This window comes from Sinorhizobium fredii USDA 257, from assembly GCF_000265205.3.
GTDB lineage: Bacteria > Pseudomonadota > Alphaproteobacteria > Rhizobiales > Rhizobiaceae > Sinorhizobium > Sinorhizobium fredii_B.
Map to the genome: position 1 here is coordinate 1 of NT_187151.1, position 26,356 is coordinate 26,356.

Consider the following 26,356-nt stretch of genomic DNA (forward strand, 5'->3'; position numbering starts at 1 on the left):
GTACGCACATCTTCCTCAGCCGTCGGTTAACTTTACGGTGCCAGTTGAGCCAGCGTTAATCGCCCTTGACGGCGGCCAGCGCCACGTTCAAAAAACCGGTGTGTTGTTCCGGCGTGCGCGTCTACTCTTCGTCTCGCTGATCTCGCGGCCCAATCTTGCCAGCCGTCCGGCAAAGACTCCACCTATCGCACTGTTCAGATTTGCGGAGCCGGCTCTCAGATGAAAGTTTCAACAGCGCCTCGACCGCGTCGCGCGTGTAGTCGATCGGCTCGGCGTTGTGCGCTATTCACCATGTGGCCAGCCGGGATCAGATCGAGGTAGGGGTTGCTGCCATGCACTCTTCCGTACGTCAGCTCGTCGTCAGCTCCCTGGCTTAGGCTGCTAACAGGTCTTGAGTAGAACGATATTACAACGGTGCAACCATTTCAATTGGGGAGCGAACCGCATGTATAGCAGTATCACTGGATCAGCCAGCCAATCTACAAGCGCGAGCCAAGCCGATGAATCGGGGCAGGCAGCAGATGACCAGACGTTTACGGAAACGCTCGCAGAGGCGGCGTCTGGTTCGTCGTCGGCGTCGCGGCTGTATTCCCTCACCTCCGAACCTCCTATCTACGAGTTGGACAGAAAGACGTTCGAAAAAGAACTGAAGAATTTCTATAGTGATGATGTCAAGCACATTGCCGATAATCCATTAGAATACTCGGATTTCGTGTCCAAGAAAGCCGAGCGCACCGCAATGGTCGCTAGAGTTGGTGCGAGCGTAGCTGACAAGCCTGGTGCGCAGTACTTCAGTTACCAGTTGGGCGACAAGAGCGTCGGGCTGCTAAGAGTGGATCCAGGATTCCGCATCAAAGGGAAAGACTGGCAGAAAGAGCACTTTCCGGAGCGAAAAAACATCTCATCGGTTGTGGCTATGCGAGTGACCCATCCGCTCGTTGAGAACGCGGGCGATGTTCTGCTCGAACATCAACTTCGGCTCGACGGCAAGAAGCCCTTAATCATGTCGCGTCCTGCTAACGATGACCCGAGGCCCCGTCTGGAGCAGATGGGCTTTGTTGACGTGGGTGGAAACGAGTTCGTGCTTGATCCTAAACGGCATGGCGATAAGTGGACGCTGAACGGCGACCGTGAATGGCAGCGGGCAGACAAGCCTCGACAGTATCTCCAAGCCGAGAGCGAGGATCCCGTTGAAGGAAGGAGCGACGAAAACGAAGGGTATGTCGAGACAGATTCGTCCAGCGATGACCCTTCTTGGTATTTGGAGCGGGCGTTGAATTTCCGCGGAGGACCGGCCGACTAAGAGGTTCAATAGGGAGCGGCATGAAGACTATCATGTCTCGTGTCCCGCGTGCCGGGAGGGAAGAGATAGCGAAACGGGAGCGCGCTCCTCGGTGCGCCTTTCCGCATATTGCGAAAGCAATCGCTTCGATGACTGTTTCGATGTTCGAGATAAGTGAACGTTGGTGCATAAATCCGTCCGGGGCGTCGCGCCCGGCTGGCGGTGACCTATAGGGGCGGTCGTCTGGCGCCGAGAGCCGTATGGCTTCGATTTCACCGCGTTCGTGGAAGAACACGGCGCGCTTGAGCTTATGTGCAGCTTCGCCCTTGTTGAGACCGGCCTGACAACGCCGGCGCAGCGCCGGACTGGAATACCATTCGATCATGAACAGCGTTCGCTCGATGCGGCCGAGTCCGCGCAGTGCTCTGGCCAGTTCGCTGTATTTCGATGAGGCGGACAACCGCTTGAGGATCGCCGAAGGCGCGACGGTAAGCGTCGTGATTTACGCTGCAAGGCGCAGGAGTTCGTCCCAATGGTCCATAATGAGCGCGGTGTTGATCGGTGCGCCGATATGATTTGCCAGTGTCGGATAGGCATCAGCCTTTTCGAAGGAACGGATTTTTCGCTCCTTGATGTTGCGAAGGCGCGGCGCGAAGCGCTTGCCGACCAGGCAGAACAGCGCAAAAACATGATCGCTCGCGCGCCCGGTATCCGTGAACAGCTCCTCGATCTCCAGAATCGTATCGTGATCAAACAGGCCATCGAGCACATAGACAGCCTCGCTCTCAGTAGGGCTGATCGGCAGGATGCTGTAATAGCTGCGCGGCGACAATCACGGTGAGGTGCGCCAGGCCAAGCTGGCGCGTTCCAGCCGGTGCGAGTCCGGTCCGGGTAAGGGGTAGCGACCGCCCGGTAGCAAGTGTTGCGGCGTGGGAGGTGACGACCACGGCGAAGCGTACGCAGCAATCATGCGGGGTGTGGGAGTGAGCCACGATAGTGATAAGATTGCAGGGGCCGAGACGTTCTCATCCGTCGAAGGCAACATGTGCGGAGCCGATAAGCGAGGCACCGTCGCCCTGCCGGGGTCTAGGGCCGCATCACGCATGAAAGGAACGCGTCGGAACCTGGGAGATCTCTTGTCTGGCCGGGTGGCGTTCGCCATGCCGGTCCGCATCGGGAAGGCGAGGAGCCGTAGCCGATGATGAACGGACAGGAGAAGTCTGACTCCGGCATAGTAGCTGTGAAGCCGACGAACAAAACCGGGCAACCGGTGGCGGAGCCGGTGGAGCCAAGGCCGGCGACCAAGGGGAACGTGGGCCAGCAAAGCACGCACCGGACACAGGACCGGGCTCGCGTGACCCAGGCGCTGGACCGCGTACGGAAAGCCGCAAGGCAAAGGAAGAAGGAACGGTTCACTGCGCTCTTCCACCATATCAATGTCGACACGCTTCGGACGGCGTTCTACGCGCTCAAGCGCAAGGCCGCTCCCGGGGTGGATGGCATGACGTGGCAGGACTACGAGGCAGACCTTGAGCCTCGGCTCAGGGACTTGCACAAACGGGTCCACAGTGGGGCGTACCGACCGCAACCGTCTCGCCGGACGTACATACCGAAGGCGGATGGAAAGCAGCGGCCGCTGGCGATTGCCGCCCTGGAAGACAAGTCGTCCAGGGTGCAACGGTCATGGTGCTCAACGCCATCTATGAAGGTGACTTCTGCGGTTTCTCCTACGGGTTTCGGCCCGGACGAGGACCGCATGATGCGTTGGATGCCCTGTGCGTGGCGATCGATAAGCGGAAGGTGAACTGGATTTTGGACGCCGACATCCAGAACTTTTTCGGGAGCGTCAGCCAGGATTGGCTCGCACGCTTCCTGGAACACAGGATCGGCGACAAGCGCATCATCCGCCTGATCCGGAAATGGCTGAAGGCGGGCATCCTCGAAGACGGGATTGTGACGGTGGATGACAGGGGAACGGGTCAAGGGTCGGTGATTTCGCCGCTTCTGGCCAATATCTACCTGCACTACGTCTTCGACCTGTGGGCGGAGCGCTGGCGACAGCGTGGGGCCACCGGCGATATGATCATCGTGCGTTATGCCGATGATGTGATCATTGGTTTCGAGCACGAGGACGACGTCCGTCGCTTCCTCGATGCGATGCGCGCGAGGCTTGAGGAGTTTGCGCTGTCGCTTCATCCGGACAAGACCCGCCTGATTGAGTTCGGCCGCTTTGCGGCGGTCGACCGCAAGCGACGCGGGCTCGGCAAACCGGAAACCTTTGCATTCCTGGGCTTTACCTTTATCTGCGGGAAATCGCGCAAAGGGCGCTTCCAGCTTAGACGGAAGACCCGAGGCGACCGCATGCGGGTGAAGCTCAAGGACATCAAGGTGGAGCTACGGCGGCGCATGCATTGGCCAATCCCAAACAGGGGAAATGGCTGGAGCAACTCGTAAAAGGACACTTCGGCTACTTTGCGGTTCCAACGAATATCCGGGCGCTCACGGCGTTCAGGTACCGCGTGATCGACCTCTGGCGACGATCGCTACGGCGGCGTAGCCAGAAGGACGATGCAACGTGGGAACGGGTCGCAGAGCTAGCCGACGACTACCTTCCCAAGCCTTGCAACCTTCATCCATGGCCGAGCGTCCGCTTCGCCGTCAGTCACCCAAGGTAGGAGCCACGTGCGGGAAAGCCGCCCGCGTGGATCTGTGCGGGGTTGCGCCTTGCAAGCGCGTTGAAGTCAGCCGTCTGAGATGACGGCCGCGGCAAAGCCTAGCGAGCAGCCGCGTACCAAGTCTTGCGTGGCGTCCGGTAACGGCCGTTGCGAAGCGTAGACAGGGAGGTTGTAGGCCGGAACAGCAGTGAACGGGAAGATAGCCCCGAAATCGATCGTGATCGGAGTAGCCGACCCCATCCCCGTTGGGGGAAGGCGGAATCGAAGGCCGCGTCTTCGCGAGTGGCCTGAGGTACTCCCGGGGTTCGTACCGCCAGCATACAACCGAAGGCATTGACGTGAACAAGGGAGATCCATCCGGCTCAAGCGTAAACTTGTAGGACCTGACAAGCCGATGAGGTGAGAAGGGACTGATGGTCGGGTGGAAGTCAGACTGACTGATAGTACTCCGAGGTCGGGAGAGCCGGCCACATGGGGAAGCGGTCAGCGGTAGTTGAAGTGTTCTTGGGCAACATGGGCTCCATCCAACGGGAGACGAGGCCTTTCATGTAATGGAAAGATAAAGCTGACCATGGAAACAGAACTTGACCGCATAGAAGCGAAAGCTCGGTGTGAGCCGAAGCTCCGCTTTACGTCGCTTGCCCATCACATCACGCGTGACCGAGTGCAGAGGAATCTTACAAGGGTTCCGAACCGTTCGGCGGTCGGGGTGGATAGGCAGACGGTGGAGGCGGCGAAGGAAAGCTTTGGAGAATGGATCGAGCCGATGCTTCAATCCATTCACCGTCAGGGGTATCGCGCGCCGGCAGTCCGGCGGGTTTATATCCCCAAGCCCGGAAAGACGGAGAAACGCCCGCTCGGGGTGCCAACCGTATCGGACCGGGCGCTTCAGCGTAGCACCGCTGAGGTGCTGTCCGCGATCTACGAGCAGGACTTTCTGCCTTGCTCGTTCGGGGGCAGGCCAGAGCGCAGCGCCCACCATGCTCTGTCGACCCTCAACGAGGTGATCTCCGGTGGTATGACGGGCTGGGTGCTGGAGGCGGACCTGAAGAATTTCTTCGGGAGTTTGTCCCATGAGTGGATGCTCCGGTTTATCGAACATCGAGTCGGGGATCCGCGCCTGATCAGCTTGATCAGACGCTGGTTGAAAGCGGGCGTCCTTGAGGACGGAGCTGTCCACCCGAGTGACGAAGGAACTACACAAGGCGGTTCGATCAGCGTCCTGCTGAGCAACGTTTACCTGCACTATGTCCTGGACCTTTGGTTCGAGCGCGTCGTGAAGACCCGGTTACGGGGCGAGGCTCGGCTGGTGCGCTACATCGACGACTTTGTGATCTGCTTCCAATATCGCTCGGACGCACTTCGCGTCGAGGAGGCCCTGCGCCACAGGCTGGGGAAATTTGGCCTCACGCTTGAGCCGACCAAGACCAAACTGGTCGAGTTTGGCCGGTTCGCACAGCGGCACGCGGGCAAGCACGGCAGAAACCGCCCGGAGACATTCTATTTTCTGGGCATGACGCTGTACTGCACGCGGAACCTGAAGGGTAACTTCAAGGTTGGCATGCGCACGGAGAAGTCGAGACTTCGACGGAGCGTCTCGTCGCTGCAGGCGCTGATGCGGGAAATGCGGCATCATACGATCAGGAAACAGGTCGGCGCGATTAACGCTGTCCTACGCGGCCACTATGCCTATTACGGTGTCGCCGGAAATTACCGGTCGCTCACCAAGGTCTATAGGGCTGGGGAGCGGTACTGGTTGAAGGTGCTGCGCAGCCGCAGCCGTGATGGTGGCCACCTCACCTGGGACGCCTTCCAGCAGATCAAGGAACGGACCCCGCTGCAGCAACCAAAGCTGCGGCTCCCATACCGGGCGCTGCGAGCACTTGCGGTGCTGTGAAACAACTGCCGAAGAGCGTGGTGCGGGAAATCTGCACGCCACGTTCTGTGGGAACCGGAGGTGGGTGACCGCCTCCGGTGACCCGGTGGCGTCCAGTAATGGGCGTCCCTACCGCGAAACGCGTATTGCCTCATCCAAGAGTGTTCCCAGAAAATAATGCCGTTGCCTCACTCGGATGTTCTCGAATGCCTCACGGGGACTCAGCGTCAATCAGGATCGCCGCGCTATAAATAGCCATATTGATCGGAAAGCCCGCTGTAGAATTTGGTACCGGGCTCGCTGCCATAATGGAGGTTGATGTCGCTGCGCCTTGCCGCCCGAGGCGGCGAATCTTCTTGTGGTTCACGACAATACCCTGCTGCCGCAGGGCCGCACCGACGCGGCGATAGCCGTAGAACTCGAACTCGTCGCAGATCGCGAACATCGCTTCGACGATCGCAGTGTCGTCGGCCGGCCTTTCTGGGTGGTCATAATAAGTGGAGCGCGCGATTCCCATCAGCCGGCATCCTTCCGCGACGGAGATGCCGCGGGGCCGGTGATGACGGACGTAGTCCCGCTTTTCGGCGGCGGTGCGTTTTTCAGAGGCCCCTTTAGAAACTCCAGTTCCAGAGCCTGCTTGCCGACTAGCCGCTCCAGCGCCGCGATCCGCGCCTCGTATTCCTGGAGGAGGTCAACGGCCTGCGCATCCTCGTCAAATGCACCTTCCTCGTACTTCTGAACCCAGATGCGGATAAGATTGCGCGACACGTCGTGGCGTTTTGCCAGACCATGCAGCGTTTCGCCGGCGAGAAATTCCTGCGCGACCTGACGTTTGAATTCGACGCTGTGACTGCGGTGCTTTGCCATGGGTCTTCTTTCCGAAAACCCGGTAGGCCGGTCAATTCCTCATCCCAATCTGTCCACCCCAAGGGGCGCACTCCAAGTGCCGAAGTAAAATTCCCCAATTGTGCCGCTCCGGATGACGAGGAGAGATGGCCATTTTTCGGTGGCCGGCCTCTTGGTTTCGGCGCCGGGGTGAAGTTTGGCGGATCCAGGAGGCGAACCGAGATCCCAGCTGGCTGAATGCCATTCAAAGACGGGTCTCGCCTTTTGGGCCCATGCCGCCGCAAGCGGGATATTGGTGCAGCCGCTCCAAGCGGCGACCGTATGTGATGAGGTGGAACGGCCCGCTCCGACAGCATCTAGTGCTAAAACGTGGTCGTTGTTCGAACGCCACAAAGGGGGGACCGTTCCATGAAGCATGTTAGCACCATCGGGCTCGATTTAGCCAAACTCGTTTTCCAGGTTCACGGCGCCGATATCGAAGGCTCGCCCCTGTTCAATCGGAAACTGCGTCGAGGCGAGGTGCTGCGCTTCTTCGAAAAGCTGCCTCGATGTCTGGTTGGCATGGAGGCATGCGGTGGCGCTCACAATTGGGCGCGTGAGATCGCGAACCTCGGCCATGATGTGCGCCTCATTCCTCCGGCCTACGTCAAACCTTTCGTCAAATAATGCTCACCTCCTCATTCCTTGACTAATCGTCAGATGGCCATAATGCGAAGGAACGCGGGACTGGCGCAGAAAATCCATACACTTCCGCTGTTCGGCGCCGTCGTTGCTCTGCATTATTTTCCAGCGAACCTCTGCGGTCATTCGACCAGCAGAGGAGTTGTGGATGTCGAAATCTGGACGAGAACTGATCCCTGAACTCAAAGCCGTACTGAGCAGTCGCCGCTACAGTCCGGTGGTGATCGGAAATTACTGCGCCTATGCACAGGAGTTTCTCGATTACTTAGGGCATCGAGGAATTATGGTCGCAGATGTGACCGAAGCCGAGGTCGCGCGATATCTGTGCGATGCAGTCGCGCTATTCCGGAAGCGCCGCGGTCGAAATCCCGGCAAGCGCTGGCACGAAATTCCGCAGTCGGGTATTCACGCTCTGCTGCGGCTTGTGCAGCATCAGTGGCCACCTGCTCCAAAAGCAACCTGCGCCGCCGACCGACTGCGGCTTGCGATCTGCAACGAATACGAAACCTGGCTTCGCGAGGAGCGTGGCCTTGCTTGGGCGAGCATCGACGCGTTCTTGTGGGGGGCCAGACATTTCCTGGCCTGGCAACTCGAACGAAGCGGAGCCGAAGACCTCATGGAGGTGAGCGTCGGCGGGCACTGTAAAGTTATCAGCGGATTGATGCAGCGATAGCTGGCGGGGACGGCTGTCAGGCTGCGGCGACACACGCGATTTTGCTCCAGATTTGCATGGCGGCGTTACGCAGGTCTTGATGTTGAGCCGATGACAGCGTATTGCGGGGAAAGTGGAACAGGTTGGCAATCGGATCATGGATGGAAACGAACCGCTGAAGCTGGCGTGCCGACTTGAAGCGTTTCATGGTCCTTTCGCGTCGTCGGGTCGGCTGGTGCGAATTTTCCGCTCGATTATTTAGGCCTTTGTGCGACCGGTGTTCGACACCGGGCATGAGGTCGCGCCTGGCGGCATCATAGGACCGGAGCTTGTCGGTGATCATGACCCGTGGTGTCCGCCCTTGAGCCTTCAGCAACTTGCGCATCAGGCGCTTTGCCGCCTTGGCATTTCGGCGGCTTTGCACCAGCACTTCGAGGACGAAGCCGTCCTGATCGACGGCACGCCAGAGCCACTGCTTCTTGCCATTGATGGCCACCACACATTCGTCGAGATGCCATTTGTCGCCCAGGCAGCCGGCTGACCGTCGCTTGATCTCCCGGGCGAAATGCCGTCCGAATTTCTCCGCCCAGCTTCGAATGGTCTGATGCGTGACGATGATGCCGCGGGACGCCAGCATGTCCTCAACCATGCGCAGGCTGAGCGGAAAGCGAAAGTAGAGCCATACCGCGTGCGCAATGATCTCAGCGGGATAGCGGTGGCGACGATAAAGCGGATCACGAGCAACTTCTGACATGGCCCATGTACGCACATCTTCCTCAGCCGTCGGTTAACTTTACGGTGCCAAGTAGGGGGTTCATCGGGCCCACGAATCTGAGAAGTTGCTTTTACGACAAAGAATTAGCAGAGGGCGCGATGCAAACACACTTATCTCCGCGCAGCTCGAATTTGAAGCCTTCGGCGCTGCTGCTTCGCCACGTCGACGGGGCCATCGGGCTGTTCGACCGGATGGCCGCCTGCTTCGTCGATGGCCGCGATCGCAAGTGCACGGTTCACAGCGTGCGCACGCTGATCGGCCAGCGCGTCGCGGCGATCGCGCTGGCCTAGCAGGATGTCGACGACCACGACACGATGCGCCATGACCCGGTGCTCGCGCCTTTGTCGGAGCGGCTGACGCCGAAGCGGCAGGACTCCGCGGTGCGTGCCGGCAAATCCACTGTGAACCGGCTGGAGCACGGCCGAACCGACCGCGATCACAAGATCGCCCACGCAGGGAACGCGCTGGAAGCGCTGTTCGTGGAACTGATCGAGGCGGGCAAGGAGGCGGGTTCGACCGATTGGGAAATTTTTCAATCGTTCTGCCGATCTCCATTCCGGGTATCATCACTGGTGCGACCATTACCTTCTCTCTCGGCTTCGGTGATTTTATTGCTGCTACATTGGTCGGCGGTGCCGAGGGCGTCATGATCGCCGGCGTGGTCATCAACTTGATGGGCGTCTCATTCGATTGGCCGCTCGGCGCTGCGATCGGCGTCGTTGTTGTGGGCATGGCCCTTGCCCTGATGTCTGTCCTCAATCATCTCGAACACAAGGCAACGGTGCGGCTATGAATCTCACCTTCGGCTCCAAATGGCTGATTCATCCACTTGCCACATTGACCTTGGTCGGCTCGCACACCGTCAAAGGCAACGAAGCCGCCGCTCCAGTGCTGTCGTAAACGATCTTGATCGACCAGGCGTGGATGAGCCCGCTCCAAGGCACGTGCCGTCCGCGTTCCTGGAAGCGGAAGCTCAGTCACTTAGCCAACCGGCCAACTGAGCTCAATGACATCTCCGGTTCGGCAAGGAGGCCCTTCTTTTTTCGCCGTGCGGAAAAACGTCTCGCGCGCCGCATTCACATGCATCTCTCCAACAAGGCATTTGCTTAACGCCTGCCAAGTGATGCGGGCGACGAGATCCTCCGCGTCGAGTCGCTTTCGCTCCACGAAGACGATCGCTTGCTCACGGAACAGATTTCCTTCACGAGAGTGCGGCCATTTTGCGCATAGACCAGGTTGTTAAAGGATCCCCGCATCATGACCTCCGCCGTCGGGTCCAAAGAACTGTAACCGGACGCCCCGGTTTTCGGAGCGACTTTCATCTGGGAGGCACATCTTGGGCCTTCAAGATGTCAGCGTCATGTCGAAGGAAAGAGGCTGGCTACTCGACCTGGACTTCGTCGGCCGGAGTTTTTGGACTTATGCGGCCGATGTGCCATTTCCGCCTTGTGGGTCTTGATGGGATTCGAACTAACGGCCATCCTTTGGATGGGCTAACGACTTGAATATACAGCAAGGCTCGATAATTTGAATGCCGAGCCGCAAGGCACTACTTCGCGAACTCACGGTACAGCTCGACCGTCGGTGCGTGCGTATCGATCGTGTCGGCGACCTTGGCGGCCATCGGCAGATTTTTCTTTTCCGCCTCCCATACCGCCCTAAAACGTTCAACCGTCTCGCGCGCCGTGTCGATCACCAGCTTTTCGGAAAGCTCCGCTTTCGCAGCCAGATGCGCCAGCTCGTCCTTCGACAGCGCCGCCATCTTTTTTGTGCGGGAGAAATTGAGCGCCGCCGTATCTTCCCCCTCGATGTAAGGGATAGTCGACAACAAGTCATACGCTGGCGAGAGCGCAGGGGTGCGGCGATCAGGATAGATGAGCGACCAGTTCTTCAGGTGCATGTCGCCATTGCCGATTAGCGTGCTGAAGACTAGACGCCGGATGAATTCCGCCACGTCGGCCGTGCTGGTTTCGATCCCCAGCACGCGGCCGATCATCCGGTAATTGCCCTTATCGTATTTGTGGTCGGGAAAGACGCCGAAGACTTGCGCAAAGTCCTCGATATGCACCGCTCCCTCCGGCGTGCGGTCAAAACGCTTGATCGCCAGCGCCTGCCCGTGCAGTTCACCCACCCCCTGCGGCAGGCCGCTTACGGCGTCGAGATCAACCAGCTGGAGCTCAGGCACGTCCATACCCATCATGCGGGCGATGGTCATCATCGCGAACTCATTCTCGGGCACGCCGCTATATTGCTGAGACGGCAGCTTCACGATCCACGAGCCACCCGTGCCCTCGGCCGGAATGGTCAAGCCGCCGCCCTTTTTGTCGTTCTTAAAGGCCGAGAACTTCAGCTGCACACCTGCCAGCGAAAAGCGCAGCGCGTTCGGCCGCGCTTCGACGATAGCCTGCTCGTCATCCGGAGGCGCGTCATCCCCTTCGGAGGGATGCACCGTCACAGCCCCAGGCAGGTCGCGGCCGAGCATCCAGAGCAGGAAGAATTCACGCGACGGCTTCACACCCGCACGATCAGCGAGGTATTTGCGCAGCGGTCCTTCCGGCAGTAGGTTCGAGAAGAAGGGAGGGACCACCATGTTGTACGGCCTGAACTTCGTGATGAGCGCCCCGAACGGGTCTTTCAGGGACAGGCTAAGCGTCCGCCGCTTTTCGTCTTCGATATAAGCCTCGTTGAACGCGAAGATGGTGCGCCCGTCCTGCAGATTCGTCAGGGTCGAAACCGGTTCCCCATACAGCCTGACATCGAGTACCGTGACCTTAGGCATTATCGTCTTCCTCATCCAGCGCATAGGCCGAGCGAGGGACCGCGTCGTCACGGTCGCGGTGCACCGCGGCGTTGCGTAGGTGTCTTACGGCATGTGCGATCCTGCTCAGTTCCTGACGGGATGGAGGATCAGCCTGCCACCGTTCGAGGCGTGCAGTCGCCTCGTTGAATGTGTCCATCTCCTCGGCCGACAGAGGAAGATGCCGTAAGAGCGCGAGGCTATCTTTGAATGTATCTGCCTCGGAAGCACTACCGAACCCGCCCCTGTGCTGCGCAAACCACCGCTCAAGGCGCCCCACCAGTTTGCGCTGGTCGGATGTCAGGACATCACTCGATGCCGATGCACTATCGAGGATATTGCGGATTGCCGGCATCAGTTTTTTCGGGGCAAGGACTATCTCGAGGTCGAGCGCGCGCGCCACATCCACTAGGCTGCCAAGTCCGGGCTCCATGGTGCCCCGTTCTATCTGAGAAATATGGCTTTGCGTCAGGCCCGATCGTGCGCTCAGCTCGCGCTGGCTCATTTTCTGCGCTTCGCGCGCAGCGCGCAGCTGCTGCGTTATATGCTCCGTTTTATATGCCATATCATTATCCTGTATCGCAGGATGCGAAACATACAGGATAATATATAGAGGATTCTCAGAGCAATGCAATGCCGATATACAAAACCGTATCAAAACGCTGACTTATATGGAATTATATATCAACTTGCAGCTTAGGACTCACAGTTACCCATCAGCTCGGCACCGTAAAGTTAACCGACGGCTGAGGAAGATGTGCGTACATGGGCCATGTCAGAAGTTGCTCGTGATCCGCTTTATCGTCGCCACCGCTATCCCGCTGAGATCATTGCGCACGCGGTATGGCTCTACTTTCGCTTTCCGCTCAGCCTGCGCATGGTTGAGGACATGCTGGCGTCCCGCGGCATCATCGTCACGCATCAGACCATTCGAAGCTGGGCGGAGAAATTCGGACGGCATTTCGCCCGGGAGATCAAGCGACGGTCAGCCGGCTGCCTGGGCGACAAATGGCATCTCGACGAATGTGTGGTGGCCATCAATGGCAAGAAGCAGTGGCTCTGGCGTGCCGTCGATCAGGACGGCTTCGTCCTCGAAGTGCTGGTGCAAAGCCGCCGAAATGCCAAGGCGGCAAAGCGCCTGATGCGCAAGTTGCTGAAGGCTCAAGGGCGGACACCACGGGTCATGATCACCGACAAGCTCCGGTCCTATGATGCCGCCAGGCGCGACCTCATGCCCGGTGTCGAACACCGGTCGCACAAAGGCCTAAATAATCGAGCGGAAAATTCGCACCAGCCGACCCGACGACGCGAAAGGACCATGAAACGCTTCAAGTCGGCACGCCAGCTTCAGCGGTTCGTTTCCATGATCCGATTGCCAACCTGTTCCACTTTCCCCGCAATACGCTGTCATCGGCTCAACATCAAGACCTGCGTAACGCCGCCATGCAAATCTGGAGCAAAATCGCGTGTGTCGCCGCAGCCTGACAGCCGTCCCCGCCAGCTATCGCTGCATCAATCCGCTGATAACTTTACAGTGCCGGAAGGGGGCACCTCCCCATTGCGCATTCAGGGATCACATCGGCCCCAAGGTTGCTGCTCCGGTCTCTTGTGCGCACCGCAGCGTAGGTCCTTGCGCACAAGTAGTCACGTTGATCTTCATCCAGCTCCCTCAAGTCTCGAAGACCCAACCGCGCAACATACACCGGATCACGAATGGACGTCGCGTAGGCCGCGGCTCACGAAAGGCAGGGGTGATGAACTGGGGACGATGAACTGGGGACGATTTCTGGCCTCGCCTGACGCGTCCTAATGGGGACCACACCGTCAGCGCCGGCCGAATGACACGTGGCACCGCGACCTGCACGGCGCCTGATCTGCAAACGAAGCGACTATCAAGTTCGCAACATCTATCCTGGCCGCCCAGCGCGGCTGTCATGAATCGTAGGACAGTCTGCAAGCCGGCTTCAGCACAGCCTGGTTCGCCGAGCACCACTTCGACGACTACAGCGGTCCGTCGCCTTTGTCGATCGTGACCCACTGCGCCGGTTTGACTACGACCATTGGCGCGTCGGACGCTTTCGACAATTGTTTGTGAAATTGTCGGCTCCGCGACACAGGCTTGCGTCTGGGTCGGCTACTTCTCCTAATCTAAGTAGCTGTAAAAGAAAGTAAACCAGCTTCTGCTGGGCTCACCCTCCTCGACTTGGCACGGGTCTTGTAGCCACTCTTGTGCAGGCGGCTTGAAGCTGCCGCTGTATTCGTGTTGCGGGCAACCGCGATGGTTTCGAACAACGAAGGAAAGCAACATGGCAGGTCTGCGTCAAATCGCGTTTTACGGCAAGGGCGGTATCGGCAAGTCCACCACCTCGCAGAACACGCTCGCCGCCCTTGTCGACCTCGGGCAGAAGATCCTCATCGTCGGCTGCGATCCCAAGGCCGACTCCACCCGGCTCATCCTCAACGCGAAGGCGCAGGACACGGTCCTGCATCTGGCGGCCAAGGAGGGATCGGTGGAAGATCTCGAGGTCGAGGACGTGCTCAAGGTCGGCTACAAGGGCATCAAATGCGTCGAGTCCGGCGGCCCCGAACCGGGCGTCGGCTGCGCCGGCCGCGGCGTCATCACCTCGATCAACTTCCTGGAGGAAAATGGCGCCTATGACGATGTCGACTACGTCTCCTACGACGTGCTGGGCGACGTGGTGTGCGGCGGCTTCGCGATGCCGATCCGCGAGAACAAGGCGCAGGAAATCTACATCGTCATGTCCGGCGAGATGATGGCGCTCTATGCCGCCAACAACATCGCCAAGGGGATCCTCAAATACGCCCATTCGGGCGGCGTGCGGCTCGGCGGGCTGATTTGCAACGAGCGCCAGACGGACCGCGAGCTCGATCTCGCCGAGGCGCTGGCGGCCAAGCTCAATTCCAGGCTCATCCACTTCGTGCCGCGCGACAACATCGTCCAGCACGCCGAGCTCAGGAAGATGACGGTGATCCAGTATGCCCCGGAGTCGCAACAGGCTGCGGAGTATCGCGCGCTGGCCGACAAGATCCATGCCAATTCCGGCCAGGGCACCGTCCCGACCCCGATCACCATGGAGGAGCTGGAGGACATGCTGCTCGATTTCGGCGTCATGAAGACCGACGAGCAGATGCTTGCCGAACTTCAGGCCAAGGAAGCGGCGGCAGCGGCCCAGTGACCGCCGCCGCAGACGCTGCCCGGGACGGTGATCCGGTGCGACATTCCACCAATGGTGCCTCTTCTTGGAGGACACGCAAAAAAGGGGGCAGGCCCAATGAGCCTCGATTACGAGAATGACAGTGCGCTCCATCAGGAGCTGATCACGCAAGTGCTGTCGCAGTACCCACACAAGGCGGCCAAGCGTCGCCAAAAGCACCTCAGTGTCGCATCGGACCGCGAGGCGGTCGGGGAGGAGGGCGAGACCCTCTCCGAATGCGACGTGAAGTCGAACATCAAGTCGATCCCCGGGGTGATGACGATCCGCGGCTGCGCCTATGCGGGCTCGAAGGGCGTGGTCTGGGGCCCGGTCAAGGATATGGTCCACATCTCGCACGGCCCGGTTGGCTGCGGTCAGTATTCCTGGTCGCAGCGCCGCAACTATTATGTCGGCACCACCGGCGTCGACACCTTCGTGACGATGCAGTTCACCTCCGACTTTCAGGAGAAGGACATCGTCTTTGGTGGCGACAAGAAGCTGGAACAGGTCATCGACGAGATCGAGGAGCTGTTTCCCCTCAACAACGGCATCACCATCCAGTCCGAATGTCCGATCGGCCTGATTGGCGACGACATCGAAGCGGTGTCGCGCAAGAAGGCCGTCGAACACGAAACGACGATCGTGCCGGTGCGCTGCGAAGGCTTCCGCGGCGTCTCGCAGTCGCTCGGCCATCACATCGCCAACGACGCCATCCGCGACTGGGTGTTCGACAAGGCGGACGACAAGACGGACGTCGAGTTCGAAACCGGTCCCTACGATGTCAACGTCATCGGCGATTACAACATCGGCGGCGACGCCTGGGCGTCGCGCATCCTGCTCGAGGAGATCGGGCTGCGCGTCGTCGGCAACTGGTCGGGCGACGCCACGCTCGCGGAAGTGGAGCGGGCCCCCAGGGCCAAGCTCAACCTCATCCACTGCTACCGGTCGATGAACTACATCTGCCGGCACATGGAGGAAAGATACGCCATCCCCTGGATGGAATACAACTTCTTCGGCCCCTCCCAGATCGAAGCCTCTCTGCGCAAGATAGCCAGGCATTTCGGCCCGACGATCGAAGAACGGGCCGAGAGGGTCATCGCCAAGTACCGGCCGCTGGTCGACGCCGTGATCGACAAGTACTGGCCGCGCCTCCAGGGCAAGCGAGTGATGCTCTATGTCGGTGGTTTGCGCCCCCGCCACGTCATCACCGCCTATGAGGACCTCGGCATGCAGATCGTCGGCACCGGCTACGAATTCGCCCACAACGACGACTATCAGCGCACCGGCCACTACGTGAAGACGGGCACGCTGATCTATGACGACGCGACCAGTTACGAACTGGACACGTTCATCGAGCGGATCCGCCCCGATCTGGTCGGCTCCGGCATCAAGGAGAAGTATCCGGTGCAGAAGATGGGCATCCCGTTTCGCCAGATGCACTCCTGGGATTATTCCGGCCCCTATCACGGCTATGACGGCTTCGCCATCTTCGCCCGCGACATGGATCTCGCCATCAACAATCCGGTCTGGGATCTTTACGACGCGCCCTGGAAGAAAATGACCGTGCCGACGGCCGCAGTTGCAGCCGAATGATCGTCCGGTCTTGCGCGGCACGAGGACCGCGGCAAGACCGGAAACCTCTCGAACATCCCTGGCCTAAGAGGCCAGATCAAGAAGGGTCAAACACCATGCCGCAATCGGCTGAGAAGATACTCGACCATGCGCCGCTGTTTCGCGAGCCGGAATACCGGCAGATGCTCGCGGAGAAGAAGCTGAACTTCGAATGTCCGCACCCCGAACGGCTCGTCACGGACCAGCGCGAATACAGCAAGGGCTGGGAATATCGCGAGAAAAACCTCGCCCGCGAGGCGCTCGTCGTCAACCCCGCCAAGGCCTGTCAACCGTTGGGGGCGGTGTTCGCAGCCGCCGGCTTCGAGCGGACGATGTCGTTCGTCCATGGCAGTCAGGGCTGCGTGGCCTATTATCGCTCGCACTTGTCGCGCCACTTCAAGGAGCCGGCTTCGGCCGTTTCGTCCTCGATGACCGAGGATGCGGCGGTGTTCGGCGGCCTGAAGAACCTGGTCGACGGGCTCGCCAATACCTACGCGCTCTACGATCCGAAGATGATTGCCGTCTCCACCACCTGTATGGCCGAGGTCATCGGCGACGACCTGCATGGCTTCATTGAGAACGCCAAGAGCGAAGGCGCAGTCCCGCCCGAATTCGACGTGCCGTTCGCTCACACGCCCGCCTTCGTCGGCAGCCATGTCGACGGCTATGACAGCATGGTCAAGGGCATCCTGGAGCACTTCTGGAAGGGCCAGGCGCGCACGCAAGCGGCCGGCACGATCAACATCATCCCGGGCTTCGACGGCTTTTGCGTCGGCAACAACCGCGAGCTCCAGCGCCTGCTCACCCTGATGGGCGTGTCCTACACCTTCATCCAGGATGCCTCCGACCAGTTCGATACGCCGTCCGACGGCGAATACCGCATGTATGACGGGGGCACGACGATCAAGGCGCTGAGGGCGGCACTCAATGCCGAGGCGACGCTGTCGCTGCAGCACTACAACAGCCGCAAGACGCTCGAATATTGCCGGGAGGTCGGTCAGGCCACCGCCGCCTTCCATTACCCGCTCGGGATCAACGCCACCGACGCGTTCCTGATGAAGGTGTCGGCGATTTCCGGCCGGGAAATCCCCGAGACGATACGCCTGGAACGCGGCCGGCTGGTCGACGCCATGGCCGACAGCCAATCCTGGCTGCATGGCAAGACATACGCGATCTACGGCGATCCGGACTTCGTCTACGCCATGGCCCGCTTCGTCATGGAGACCGGCGGCGAGCCGCGGCATTGCCTCGCCACCAACGGCACGGCGGCCTGGCAGGCCGAGATGACCGAGCTGCTCGCCTCTTCTCCCTTCGGCAAGCAGGCAAAGGTCTGGCCGGGAAAGGATCTCTGGGCCTTGCGCTCGCTGCTCTTCACCGAGCCGGTCGACCTGCTGATCGGCAATTCCTACGGCAAGTATCTCGAGCGCGATACCGGCACGCCGCTGATCCGGCTGATGTTCCCGATCTTCGACCGCCACCACCACCACCGCTTTCCGCTCATGGGCTACCAGGGCGGCCTGCGCCTGCTGACGACGATCCTCGACACGATCTTCGACCGCCTCGATCGCGAAACGATGCAGACGGCGGTGACCGATTATTCCTATGACCTGACCCGCTAGAGCGGCGGTCGGCAAAACGCCGGCCCGGGAGCCGCACCATGGGATCGCGAGCGTTGAAATGGGCTGATCGTTTAGCTCATGCGCTATCGGAACTGCGCTCGGAAGTGCATTCGGACAGCCACCTGATCATTCTAAAGGGGCATAGCGGCATATGAATTTTGCATGGAGAGAGACAGACGGTTGTGTAGTATTGTCGGCCACTCACGGGATCGCCTCGACTAAAGAGGGCCCGTGCTTCAGGACGAGGACTAAATGATGACAGCGTTATCTGATCCCCGGTTTACTCGAGCTGTCAGTGACGATGGATCGTTGGCCACTCCTTTCATGAAATGCCTCGCGCGGTTGGTCCGCGCTCAGGATTCCTACGGATTATGGAGGGATAAATGTGACGCCGAGTTGCTGGCCAACTTCACAGTTACGGAGGAGCAGCGGCGAGCCATCCCCGTCATCGGCGACCCCGAGCCGGACGTGCTGTTGAGGCTCGACCTTTTTTACGCCGCCGTCGGCGTCGCTATCGAGGAGCGCTCGGGGCTTTTGATCTCGCGAACGCTGGAGATCAGCGATGAGGGCATCGGCCGAGTGCTCTTCACAACCAGGCGGCTGGTGGTGCTGTCGAAGACCCTACGTGACGCTCACCGTTTCGGCTTCAATACACTTGGCAAATGCGCCAAGACTGGCACGAAGTTGGTCAAGGATGCGATCAAAAGCATCGAAGCTTATCCGGACGTGGCGCGGGCATAATGTGCCTGCAAGGAATAAGACCATGACAGATCTTGAAAAACTCAAGCAGAGGGTTCAAAAACTGCAGTCACGCGCTGCGACTGCGAAGACGCAATTGCATGACCTTGCCGAGTGCCTTCCGAACTATTGGACCGAAATAGTGGGCGTCGCCGAAAAAACATTCGACGCTTTTGCTCAGTTGGACGCTGCCAAAAGAGAACTCGCCGCGTCGGAGAATTCACGATGAAAAGCTCGTTCGTGACCCGCCGCTTCAGCTGGTGCCGGAATATCTATTATGCATCGGCTGCGGCTGCTGACTCGGGGCGCGAGGTATGCACCTTCACGGGATCAATGACGCAGGTGAAATTCTCGGTCTTTTGCGATGCCGAGGACGATCATTCCAGCAACCAGATCATGTGATCATGTCCGGCGACAGCGCCGGCCGCTGTATCGGCTGCGGAGCCGGAGTGCGTGTTTGGCCAAACCGCCAGAATCATGTTGCGGCCGACGACATTGCCGCATGATCCCACAAACAAAACCAGGAAAACGGCGTTGTCTTTTGGTATCTTTCATCGAATTCTATGGCTGTTCCTATGCGCCAACACTCTTATAGTCTACCTCGTAACGGGGTCCATCAGTGACGCAGTCGTCACGACTGTGGTTGGTTCGCTGCTTCTGCAGCTAGCATATTTCGGACACGTACTCTTTCTGCTCTGGCGGGCTCACTGCGCCCGGAGAGCTCGTCAAACGACCGGGCAATTCCATGGAGAGGGACAGCCCGGGGACCCTCGTATAGCGGGCACTCACGGGCGCACTGATGGGGATCCGTGCTTCGAGGACGAGGACTCTCGATCGGCCCCTTGCTAACCGCTTCATGAAATCTCTCTCGTGCGGCTAAATCCCCGCTGAGGTTTGCTTTCGGTGTGCAAGGACAAGTGCCCACGCTGGATTTCTGGCCGACTTCACTGTCACCGAGGACCAGCGCCGTGCGACCGCGTCAGCCCTTGAAGCGCGGAACAAGAGAGTGCGTAAGCTGCAGCCTTTCTGGAAAGCGAACATGGAATCTGCGTAATGTCGCCAAGGACCTTCCAATCAATGGAGCTGATCATGGTAGTCGCCGAGAATACGTTGGCGCCTTTGCTCAGGTTAGCGCTGCCGGATTGCTGCCCGACGGCACAATCTGGGGAATGCTACCGCTTCAGATGATCCTACATTGAGTCTTACTGTTGGTTCTCTCTGCAGATGCGCCGCCTCTTAACATAATCTTGACGATAGTGAAAAGTGATGCTGGATCTGACGAATGCGAAGCGCATAGGAATTATCGGCGGCGGCATTGTCGGTTGGCTTGCAGCGATAGCGCTTCGCCGTGTTTTCGACGTTGATGTCGATGTAACGGTCATAGAGGCTCCGACGGTGTTTCCGCTTGGCCCAGGGGAGGGGGGCTCGCTCAACCTGATTGACACGTTGTGTCGCAATGAGCTCGACCTGGACGTTTTCATTGGTGAAGCCGGCGCCACCCACAAGCTTGGTGTGCTCTATGAGAATTGGAGGGGTGGAGGAATCCCGGATCGCTACTACCGCATGTTCGGCGGATCGGGCATACCGGAAATCGAATGCCGCGTCGGCGGTTTCTTCCCTCTGCTGTCGGCGAGAATTGCCGCAGGTGAGAACCTTCACACGTGCATCCCTGGCTTTGAGTTAATCATAAAGAAGGCATCGCAAGTGGAAATCGACGAGTTGCTGGCAACGGGTGAGTCTGGACTCTACCCTTCGTTTCACTTCAATCACGCCGGCTTCGAGCGATACCTAAGAGCCTGACCGAAAAAGAGTTGAGTGAAATCAGCCAGTTGTGATTCTGTTTGTTTGCTTAGGACGAACGGAGACCACAATGGGCTGGACTGATTTCACCCGTCGGCAATATGCCCGACGCGCAAGGCGGTATGCAAGCGATCTGACGGACCGGGAATGGGGATTGATCTCGCCTTGCCTGCCTGGACCGCGGCGGTTGGGCAGGCCGCGCAGCACCGATCTTCGCGAGGTCGTGAATGCGTTGCTTTACATCGCCACGACGGGGTGCCAGTGGCGGATGATGCCCAAGGATTTTCCGCCTTTTACAACTGTCCAGTCCTATTTCTACGAATGGCGAGCGACAGGGTTATGGGGTCGGATCAACCATCATCTTGTGATGGAGGCGCGCGAATTGGAAGGCCGGGAAGCCTCGCCATCTGCTGGCGTGATTGACAGTCAAAGCGTGAAAACCACGGAAAGCGGCGGAATTTCGGGCTATGACGCGGGCAAGAAGATCAAGGGACGGAAGCGTCATATCGTCGTCGACACGCTCGGGTTGATGGTCGGCCTCAGGGTTCACAGCGCCGATATCCAAGATCGCGACGGCGCACCTGCCGTCCTCAAAACCATTCTCAAGCGCTGGCCGTGGCTGAGACATATCTTCGCCGACGGTGGTTATGCCGGACCGAAGCTGAAGGGCGCACTCCAAAAGATCGCTGCCTTCACTCTCCAGATCGTCAAGCGGACCGACAAGGCCAAGGGCTTCGAAGTTCTGCCGCGGCGCTGGGTCGTGGAGCGCACCTTCGCATGGCTTGGCAGATGCCGACGATTGGCTAAGGATTGGGAGAAGTCCATCGCATCAGCCGAGGCTTGGATCACTATCGCCCACATCCGGGTCCTGACACGACGCTTGGCAAGGTACGGATATTGTTGAGACCTTTTCGAGTCAGGCTCTAAGGCGTGTCGGACTGGCACGTGGGATCACTTCTCGTAGGGCTGTGGTACACGGGATGAGACTCGACGACCGAGGGCATGTAAACGCTTTCCAGCTCGGAGGCGAAGAACTTGAAGTCGACTTCGCCGTCGATGCGTCCGGATTTGCCAGATTGGGTCTCGGCAAAGTCTTTAATACGCGCTGGTGTTCGTTCGCAAATGTGCTGCCTACTGATCGTGCGATCATCGTTGAGCTTGAGCCGCGGGCATCATCCCCCGTTACCCGTGCTACCGCCATGAAAGCCGGATGGATGTGGGAAGCCCCATTGAATCGCTCGATCAGTGCCGGTTATGCATTCAGCAGCAGATATGCGGACGCTGCGATGGCAATCGCCGAGGTTGAGAATCACTATGGATTCCGTGTGGAGGCGAAACACGAGCTTTCGCTGGATCAAGGTTACTTTTCGACCGCATGGGTTAACAATTTCGTGGCTTTGGGAACGGCGTCGGGTTTTGTTGAGCCCCTGGAGGCTGCACTTGCCGCCCACACCTTCGAAGCGTTAAGGAATTTGGAGCGCATTCTCGCCAACGGAAGCGGCATTTTGCCCGCTCGGGCCATCGAAGGCTATAACAGCGCGAACGCACGGTGCTAAACGGGTGTTCGGGACTTCCTGAGGCTGCACTACGATTCCAAGCGAATTGACACACCGTTTTGGCGAGATCTTGCCGCAGCCGAGTTGCCGGAAGGATATGCCAACCTGAGGGCTTGCTTCCAAAAACGGACACCGCGCTTTATCGATATCCAACCGTATGTCGGAAGCGGATGGCAGAGCCTCTTCCACGAAATTGATTGGATTTCAGTGGCGGTCCCTCTAGGAGTAGTGCCGCAGGCGGCCGCATGCGCCGAACTACGCAGGCTCTCGACGGAAAGTCGAAGTGAGGTCCAGGCCTATGTTGATCGGCTGAAGGGAACAATAGCCAAGATCAGCAGCACGAGGGGATGATGCACTAATCGTTGCGTATTCCGGTGAAGTCGGCCGCTGATTCCGAAACGAAGCCGGCCACCTATTCCGATTTCATTCCGGCCACCATTCCGATCTGAAGCCGGCCAGTTGATGCTCCCCTGGGCCGTTGTTTTGCATGGCGCGTGATTGTCGCGCGGTCAAGCGGCGGATGGTGTTTGACGCTGCTTTCGCAAGCTCTCGCCGTGCAGTTCGATGCGGTAGGCGTTGTGGACAAGGCGGTCGAGGATTGCATCGGCGATCGTAGGATTGCCGATCATGTCATACCAGTGATCGACGGGCACCTGGCTGGTGACGATGGTGGATCGCTTCTCGTAGCGGTCCTCGACGATCTCCAGGAGATCGCGCCGCTGCTCGTCGTTGAGCTTCTCCGGACCCCAGTCGTCGAGGATGAGCAGGTCGGTTCTGGCGAGCGCCTTGAGGACCTTGGGATATCGGCCGTCGCCGCGCGCCAGCGCAAGGGTGGCGAACAGCCTGGGCAGGCGATGATAGGCGACGGAGAAGTCCTCGCGGCATGCCTTGTGTCCGAGCGCGCAGGCCAGCCAGCTCTTGCCGACGCCGGCGGGTCCGATCAGCAAGAGGCTATGGTGTTGCCTGATCCAGTCGCAGTTGGCGAGCTTCAGGACGAGATTGCGATCGAGGCCGCGGGCGGCGCGGAAGTCGATGTTCTCGATCTGGGCATCATGGCGCAGCCTCGCGGCGCGAGCCCTTGCCTCGAAGCGCTTCTGGCGGCGCGTGGTCGCCTCGCGTTCGAGCAGCAGAGCGAGCCATTCGCCATGCTCGAGGTGTCTGGCTTCCGGCTGCGCCTCGAGCTCCTGATAGGCGCTGGCCATGCCTGTCAGGCCGAGTTCGCGCAGCATGTCGATGGTGGGATTGGTCAGCATTATCAGGTGTCTCCTCAATGGAAGTAGCCGGGGCCACGCAGATTGGCGTGTTCCATGACGGCGGCGGGTTCGGTGGAATGTCTGAGGGCCTTGTGGGTTGCGATGAGCGAGGCAATCGTCTTGCAGGTCAGGCCGCCGATCTCGACGGCCCGTGCCGAAACGACCTCGGCGCGCTCGCGGCTGAGGTCGCGATAGAGGCGCAGGATGCCGAGGCATGTTCTGAAGCCTTGCTCGGGATGTGGCCGGCTGGCGAGAATGGCGACGATCAGCCCTTCGGTCTGCGGACCGATGGACGCGCCCCAGCGCCGGAAGCGCTCCGGCGTCCATTCGGCGTATCGGCGGTGGGAGCTCGGCATGTGCGCGGGGTCTGTTCCATAGCGCGGCCCGCCATAGCGGCGCTGATGGACCGCGACGCGTTTGCCGCGATGGAAGATCTCGATCATTCGCGCGGTCGCCCGGATATCGACCTGCTGACGAATGAGCGCGTGCGGGACGGAATAGAAGAAGCTCCTGAACTCGGCATGGTAATCCGTCGAGACCCGCGCAAAGCGCCATTCGGCGAACTCGTACTCCTCGGCGGGCAAGCTTGCGAGCGCCGCGCGTTCGACCGTCTCGAAGAGATGGCGGCGGCTGACACCCAACCGGCGCATGACATGATTGTTGATGCGCTCCAGCACGTCGGCGATTGCGGCATTGGCCTCGGCGAGCGAGAAGAACGTCTGTTTGCGCAAGCGGCCGAGAAGGCAACTCTGGGCGAAGCGCATGCCGTTCTCGACCTTCGCTTTGTCCTTCGGGCGTCGCGGTCGGGCCGGCAGAACGCCGACACCATAGTGGGACGCCATCATGCCGTAACTGCGGTTGATCTCGGGATCGTAGAAGCTGGCGCGGCTGACGCCGGACTTCAGATTGTCGGGCACGACCAGGCGTGACCTTGCCCCGTTGAAATAATCCATTTTGAAGTAAGCTCTGGCCCATTGAGAGGACCAGAGAATGAAGCGCAACCGTTTCACAGACGAACAGATCATCGGGATTCTGAAGGAGCACGAGGCGGGCACGCCGGTCTCGGAGCTTTGCCGCAAGCACGGCGTCAGCGATGCGAGCATCTATAAATGGAAGGCCAAATTCGGCGGCATGGACGTGTCCGAAGCCAAGCGGCTGAAGACGCTGGAGGACGAGAACGCGAAGCTGAAGCGGCTTCTGGCGGATGCGATGCTCGACAATGCTGCTCTGAAAGACCTTTTGGGAAAGAAGTGGTGACGCCCGCAGCCAAGCGGAGTGCTGTCGCGCATCTGATGAGCCAACATGGGATGAGCGAACGGCGGGCGTGTAAAGCCATCGGCTTTTGCCGAATGACGATCCGTTATGAAACCAGGCGCAGCGACGATCATGGCCTTCGCGAGCGAATGAAGGCGCTGGCACATGAACGCCGCCGCTTCGGCTATCGACGCATTCATGTGCTGCTCAGACGTGAGGGACACCTAGTGAACCACAAAAAGCTCTTCCGGCTCTATCGGGAGGAGAAGCTGACGGTGCGCAAGCGCGGCGGCCGTAAGCGAGCGATTGGCACCCGAGCGCCGATGCTGATCCCGATGACTGCCAATGATCGTTGGTCGCTGGACTTCGTGTCGGATCAACTCACCGATGGACGCAGGTTCCGGATTCTGACGGTCGTCGACGATTGCACCAGAGAATGCTTGGGCCTCATCGCCGATACTTCGCTGTCCGGCCTGCGGGTTGCCCGTGAGCTGGACCGGATCATCCAGGCACGCGGCAAGCCCAGGATGATCGTCAGCGACAACGGCAGCGAATTCACCAGCAACGCGATCCTGCAATGGACGGACCGGGGCAAGGTGGATTGGCACTACATCGCGCCTGGCAAGCCGATCCAGAACGCCTTCATCGAAAGCTTCAATGGGCGGCTGCGAGACGAGTTCTTGAATGAAACCCTGTTCTCGTCACTTTCTCATGCTCGCTCAGCGCTTTTAAACTGGCGCAGCGATTACAACGATTGCCGACCACACTCCGGCCTCGGCTGGCTGACCCCTGCCGAGTTCGCTCAGACCATCAACCCGCGACGTGATGCGGTGCTGCGCAGCCGAAATGGCTCCGCACCGCAACCCGCCGCTACCGCCCCAAATACAGCAACCAAAAACCGCTGGAGCGAACTCAAAATCGGATAAAAGTTGGGGGCAAGGTCAGGCGGGGCACACCGCCGAAGAAGGCGAACATGCGCACATGTGAGCCGACCCAGTCCGGTAAGGTCTGGGTCCAGGTCACCTCGGCGAAGGTGTAGCTCGATGCGCCGAGCACGCCAAGGAACAGCTCCGCCTCGCGGACTTCGCCAGTCTTGCGATCGACGATCGGCACCCTCTTACCGGAATAGTCGACGAAGACCTTGTCGCCGGCCGCATGCTCCTGGCGCATCGTCGGCGAAAGGCGCTGCTCGAACCCGCGGAACAGCTCGCAGAAACGGCTATAGCCATAACCATCGGGATGGACGCTGCGATATTCCTCCCACAGGATCAGCAGTGTCACGCCGGGCTTCTTCAATTCGATAGAGAGCTGTGCCCAGTTCGGCTCGTGACGTCGCCGTTGGCCCTGCTTGACGCCGGCGCGGGCGAAAAGCCGAGACTCAAGAGCATCGTCTGTCAGCTCTCCCGGCAATGGCCAGCTCAGCCCCGCCATCGCAGCCCGCTTCAGGTTATCCTGGACGGTGCTGCGGGCAACGCCGAGGATCACCGCAATCTCTCGGCTGCTTGTCCCGCTTCCGGCAAGCCGGAGCATCTGTCGTAATTGTCGCATGGTCAGCCTTCTCTTCGCTGGCATCAAACTCTCCTCGTGTAACGGGAGGCTTGATGCCAAAGTTGCTGACCCAAGGGGTATCTTCAGAGCCGGAAACCGGCCGGTCTTTGATTGGAATCGTGGCCGGCTTCAAATCGGAACGGTGGCCGGATTTTGATCGGAATGGTGGCCGGCTTCA

20 protein-coding genes and 10 pseudogenes are annotated in these 26,356 nt (G+C 59.6%); 21 read left to right on the top strand and 9 right to left on the bottom strand.

The window, feature by feature from the left end; genetic code table 11:
• Positions 1–223: hypothetical protein (locus tag USDA257_RS37495; protein ID WP_144051997.1), on the top strand; the 223-nt coding region annotated here is incomplete at its 5' end.
• A gap of 222 nt (positions 224–445) precedes the next feature.
• Positions 446–1,303 (top strand): hypothetical protein, encoded by an 858-nt coding sequence (locus USDA257_RS31300; protein ID WP_034859666.1) that lies wholly within the window; start codon positions 446–448, stop codon positions 1,301–1,303.
• Positions 1,304–1,550: 247 nt separating this feature from the next.
• Here the strand turns inward: USDA257_RS31300 and USDA257_RS34840 are convergent.
• Positions 1,551–2,099 (bottom strand): annotated as a pseudogene (locus USDA257_RS34840) (Tn3 family transposase); the annotation flags it as partial.
• 381 nt (positions 2,100–2,480) lie between these two features.
• On the opposite strand from USDA257_RS34840, the pseudogene ltrA (USDA257_RS34845) reads away from it, so the two are divergent.
• Positions 2,481–3,957: pseudogene (gene ltrA, locus USDA257_RS34845) on the top strand (group II intron reverse transcriptase/maturase).
• Positions 3,958–4,528: 571 nt separating this feature from the next.
• Entirely contained in the window at positions 4,529–5,854 is a 1,326-nt protein-coding gene (ltrA, locus tag USDA257_RS31320; RefSeq protein ID WP_034859668.1) for a group II intron reverse transcriptase/maturase, read from the top strand.
• 373 nt (positions 5,855–6,227) lie between these two features.
• Here ltrA (USDA257_RS31320) and USDA257_RS38895 read toward each other — a convergent pair.
• Positions 6,228–6,350: pseudogene (locus USDA257_RS38895) on the bottom strand (IS3 family transposase); the annotation flags it as partial.
• A complete protein-coding gene (locus tag USDA257_RS31330; protein WP_014857518.1) occupies positions 6,350–6,700 on the bottom strand; it encodes a transposase in 351 nt (116 codons plus the stop codon). The pseudogene USDA257_RS38895 and the gene USDA257_RS31330, both read right to left, overlap by 1 nt.
• Before the next feature lie 387 nt (positions 6,701–7,087).
• Between USDA257_RS31330 and USDA257_RS38160 the strand changes: the two are divergent.
• Together USDA257_RS38160 and USDA257_RS31340 are read left to right on the top strand one after the other, a co-directional pair.
• Positions 7,088–7,342: pseudogene (locus USDA257_RS38160) on the top strand (IS110 family transposase); the annotation flags it as partial.
• 166 nt (positions 7,343–7,508) lie between these two features.
• The gene (locus USDA257_RS31340; RefSeq protein ID WP_014330952.1) at positions 7,509–8,033 is read left to right on the top strand and encodes a hypothetical protein; all 525 of its coding nucleotides are present in this window, start codon (positions 7,509–7,511) and stop codon (positions 8,031–8,033) included.
• 16 nt (positions 8,034–8,049) lie between these two features.
• On the opposite strand, the gene USDA257_RS31345 is transcribed toward USDA257_RS31340, so the two are convergent.
• The gene (locus USDA257_RS31345; protein ID WP_109023434.1) at positions 8,050–8,766 is read right to left on the bottom strand and encodes an IS6 family transposase; all 717 of its coding nucleotides are present in this window, start codon (positions 8,764–8,766) and stop codon (positions 8,050–8,052) included.
• A gap of 164 nt (positions 8,767–8,930) precedes the next feature.
• On the opposite strand from USDA257_RS31345, the pseudogene USDA257_RS34860 reads away from it, so the two are divergent.
• A pseudogene (locus tag USDA257_RS34860) lies at positions 8,931–9,275 on the top strand (transposase); the annotation flags it as partial.
• Positions 9,276–9,433: 158 nt separating this feature from the next.
• A complete protein-coding gene (locus USDA257_RS36835) occupies positions 9,434–9,580 on the top strand; it encodes a hypothetical protein (protein WP_158499789.1) in 147 nt (48 codons plus the stop codon).
• Between the two features lie 756 nt (positions 9,581–10,336).
• Here the strand turns inward: USDA257_RS36835 and USDA257_RS31360 are convergent.
• Entirely contained in the window at positions 10,337–11,566 is a 1,230-nt protein-coding gene (locus USDA257_RS31360; RefSeq protein ID WP_014857525.1) for a type II toxin-antitoxin system HipA family toxin, read from the bottom strand.
• Positions 11,559–12,149, bottom strand: a complete 591-nt coding sequence (locus USDA257_RS31365; RefSeq protein ID WP_014857526.1) for a helix-turn-helix domain-containing protein — start codon at positions 12,147–12,149, stop codon at positions 11,559–11,561. The genes USDA257_RS31360 and USDA257_RS31365 overlap by 8 nt, the downstream gene beginning before the upstream one ends.
• A 207-nt stretch (positions 12,150–12,356) precedes the next feature.
• On the opposite strand from USDA257_RS31365, the pseudogene USDA257_RS34870 reads away from it, so the two are divergent.
• The 12 genes and pseudogenes from USDA257_RS34870 to USDA257_RS36420 form a co-directional block, all read left to right on the top strand.
• Positions 12,357–13,051, top strand: a pseudogene (locus USDA257_RS34870) (IS6 family transposase); the annotation flags it as partial.
• Positions 13,052–13,535: 484 nt separating this feature from the next.
• Positions 13,536–13,646 (top strand): annotated as a pseudogene (locus USDA257_RS38900) (LLM class flavin-dependent oxidoreductase); the annotation flags it as partial.
• A 244-nt stretch (positions 13,647–13,890) separates the two neighbouring features.
• Complete coding sequence (gene nifH / locus USDA257_RS31380) at positions 13,891–14,781, top strand: nitrogenase iron protein (RefSeq protein ID WP_010875130.1); 891 nt, start codon at positions 13,891–13,893, stop codon at positions 14,779–14,781.
• 96 nt (positions 14,782–14,877) lie between these two features.
• Positions 14,878–16,392, top strand: a complete 1,515-nt coding sequence (gene nifD, locus USDA257_RS31385) for a nitrogenase molybdenum-iron protein alpha chain (RefSeq protein ID WP_014857528.1) — start codon at positions 14,878–14,880, stop codon at positions 16,390–16,392.
• Positions 16,393–16,487: 95 nt separating this feature from the next.
• Positions 16,488–18,029, top strand: coding sequence for a nitrogenase molybdenum-iron protein subunit beta (gene nifK, locus USDA257_RS31390; RefSeq protein ID WP_015633414.1), 1,542 nt, complete (start codon positions 16,488–16,490; stop codon positions 18,027–18,029).
• Between the two features lie 252 nt (positions 18,030–18,281).
• Positions 18,282–18,770 carry a NifX-associated nitrogen fixation protein gene (locus USDA257_RS31395; protein WP_014857530.1) on the top strand — a complete coding sequence of 163 codons (489 nt, stop codon included), beginning with the start codon at positions 18,282–18,284 and terminating at the stop codon, positions 18,768–18,770.
• A 22-nt stretch (positions 18,771–18,792) separates the two neighbouring features.
• On the top strand, positions 18,793–18,996 hold the full coding sequence (locus USDA257_RS31400) for a CCE_0567 family metalloprotein (RefSeq protein ID WP_014857531.1): 204 nt from the start codon (positions 18,793–18,795) through the stop codon (positions 18,994–18,996).
• On the top strand, positions 18,993–19,169 hold the full coding sequence (locus USDA257_RS37290; RefSeq protein ID WP_010875125.1) for a hypothetical protein: 177 nt from the start codon (positions 18,993–18,995) through the stop codon (positions 19,167–19,169). The genes USDA257_RS31400 and USDA257_RS37290 overlap by 4 nt, the downstream gene beginning before the upstream one ends.
• Positions 19,170–19,244: 75 nt before the next feature.
• On the top strand, positions 19,245–19,616 hold the full coding sequence (locus USDA257_RS34885) for an exopolysaccharide production repressor protein (protein WP_223843491.1): 372 nt from the start codon (positions 19,245–19,247) through the stop codon (positions 19,614–19,616).
• A 417-nt stretch (positions 19,617–20,033) separates the two neighbouring features.
• Positions 20,034–20,567, top strand: coding sequence for a tryptophan 7-halogenase (locus tag USDA257_RS31410; protein WP_014857533.1), 534 nt, complete (start codon positions 20,034–20,036; stop codon positions 20,565–20,567).
• Between the two features lie 70 nt (positions 20,568–20,637).
• Positions 20,638–21,471, top strand: coding sequence for an IS5 family transposase (locus USDA257_RS31415; RefSeq protein WP_014327878.1), 834 nt, complete (start codon positions 20,638–20,640; stop codon positions 21,469–21,471).
• Positions 21,464–22,474 (top strand): annotated as a pseudogene (locus USDA257_RS36420) (tryptophan halogenase family protein). The gene USDA257_RS31415 and the pseudogene USDA257_RS36420 overlap by 8 nt, the downstream one beginning before the upstream one ends.
• Positions 22,475–22,632: 158 nt before the next feature.
• Here the strand turns inward: USDA257_RS36420 and istB are convergent.
• Positions 22,633–23,376 (bottom strand): IS21-like element helper ATPase IstB, encoded by a 744-nt coding sequence (gene istB, locus USDA257_RS31425; RefSeq protein ID WP_014857536.1) that lies wholly within the window; start codon positions 23,374–23,376, stop codon positions 22,633–22,635.
• Between the two features lie 14 nt (positions 23,377–23,390).
• Positions 23,391–24,314, bottom strand: a pseudogene (locus tag USDA257_RS31430) (Mu transposase domain-containing protein); the annotation flags it as partial.
• A 52-nt stretch (positions 24,315–24,366) separates the two neighbouring features.
• On the opposite strand from USDA257_RS31430, the gene USDA257_RS31440 reads away from it, so the two are divergent.
• Positions 24,367–25,556, top strand: a protein-coding gene (locus USDA257_RS31440) for an IS3 family transposase (protein ID WP_086018076.1) whose coding sequence is annotated in 2 segments (ribosomal slippage) — positions 24,367–24,616 and positions 24,616–25,556 — 1,191 coding nt in all. Because the reading frame shifts where the segments join, the coding sequence is not laid out codon by codon here.
• A gap of 7 nt (positions 25,557–25,563) precedes the next feature.
• On the opposite strand, the pseudogene USDA257_RS31445 reads toward USDA257_RS31440, so the two are convergent.
• Positions 25,564–26,202 (bottom strand): annotated as a pseudogene (locus USDA257_RS31445) (IS21 family transposase); the annotation flags it as partial.
• Positions 26,203–26,356 lie beyond the last annotated feature (154 nt).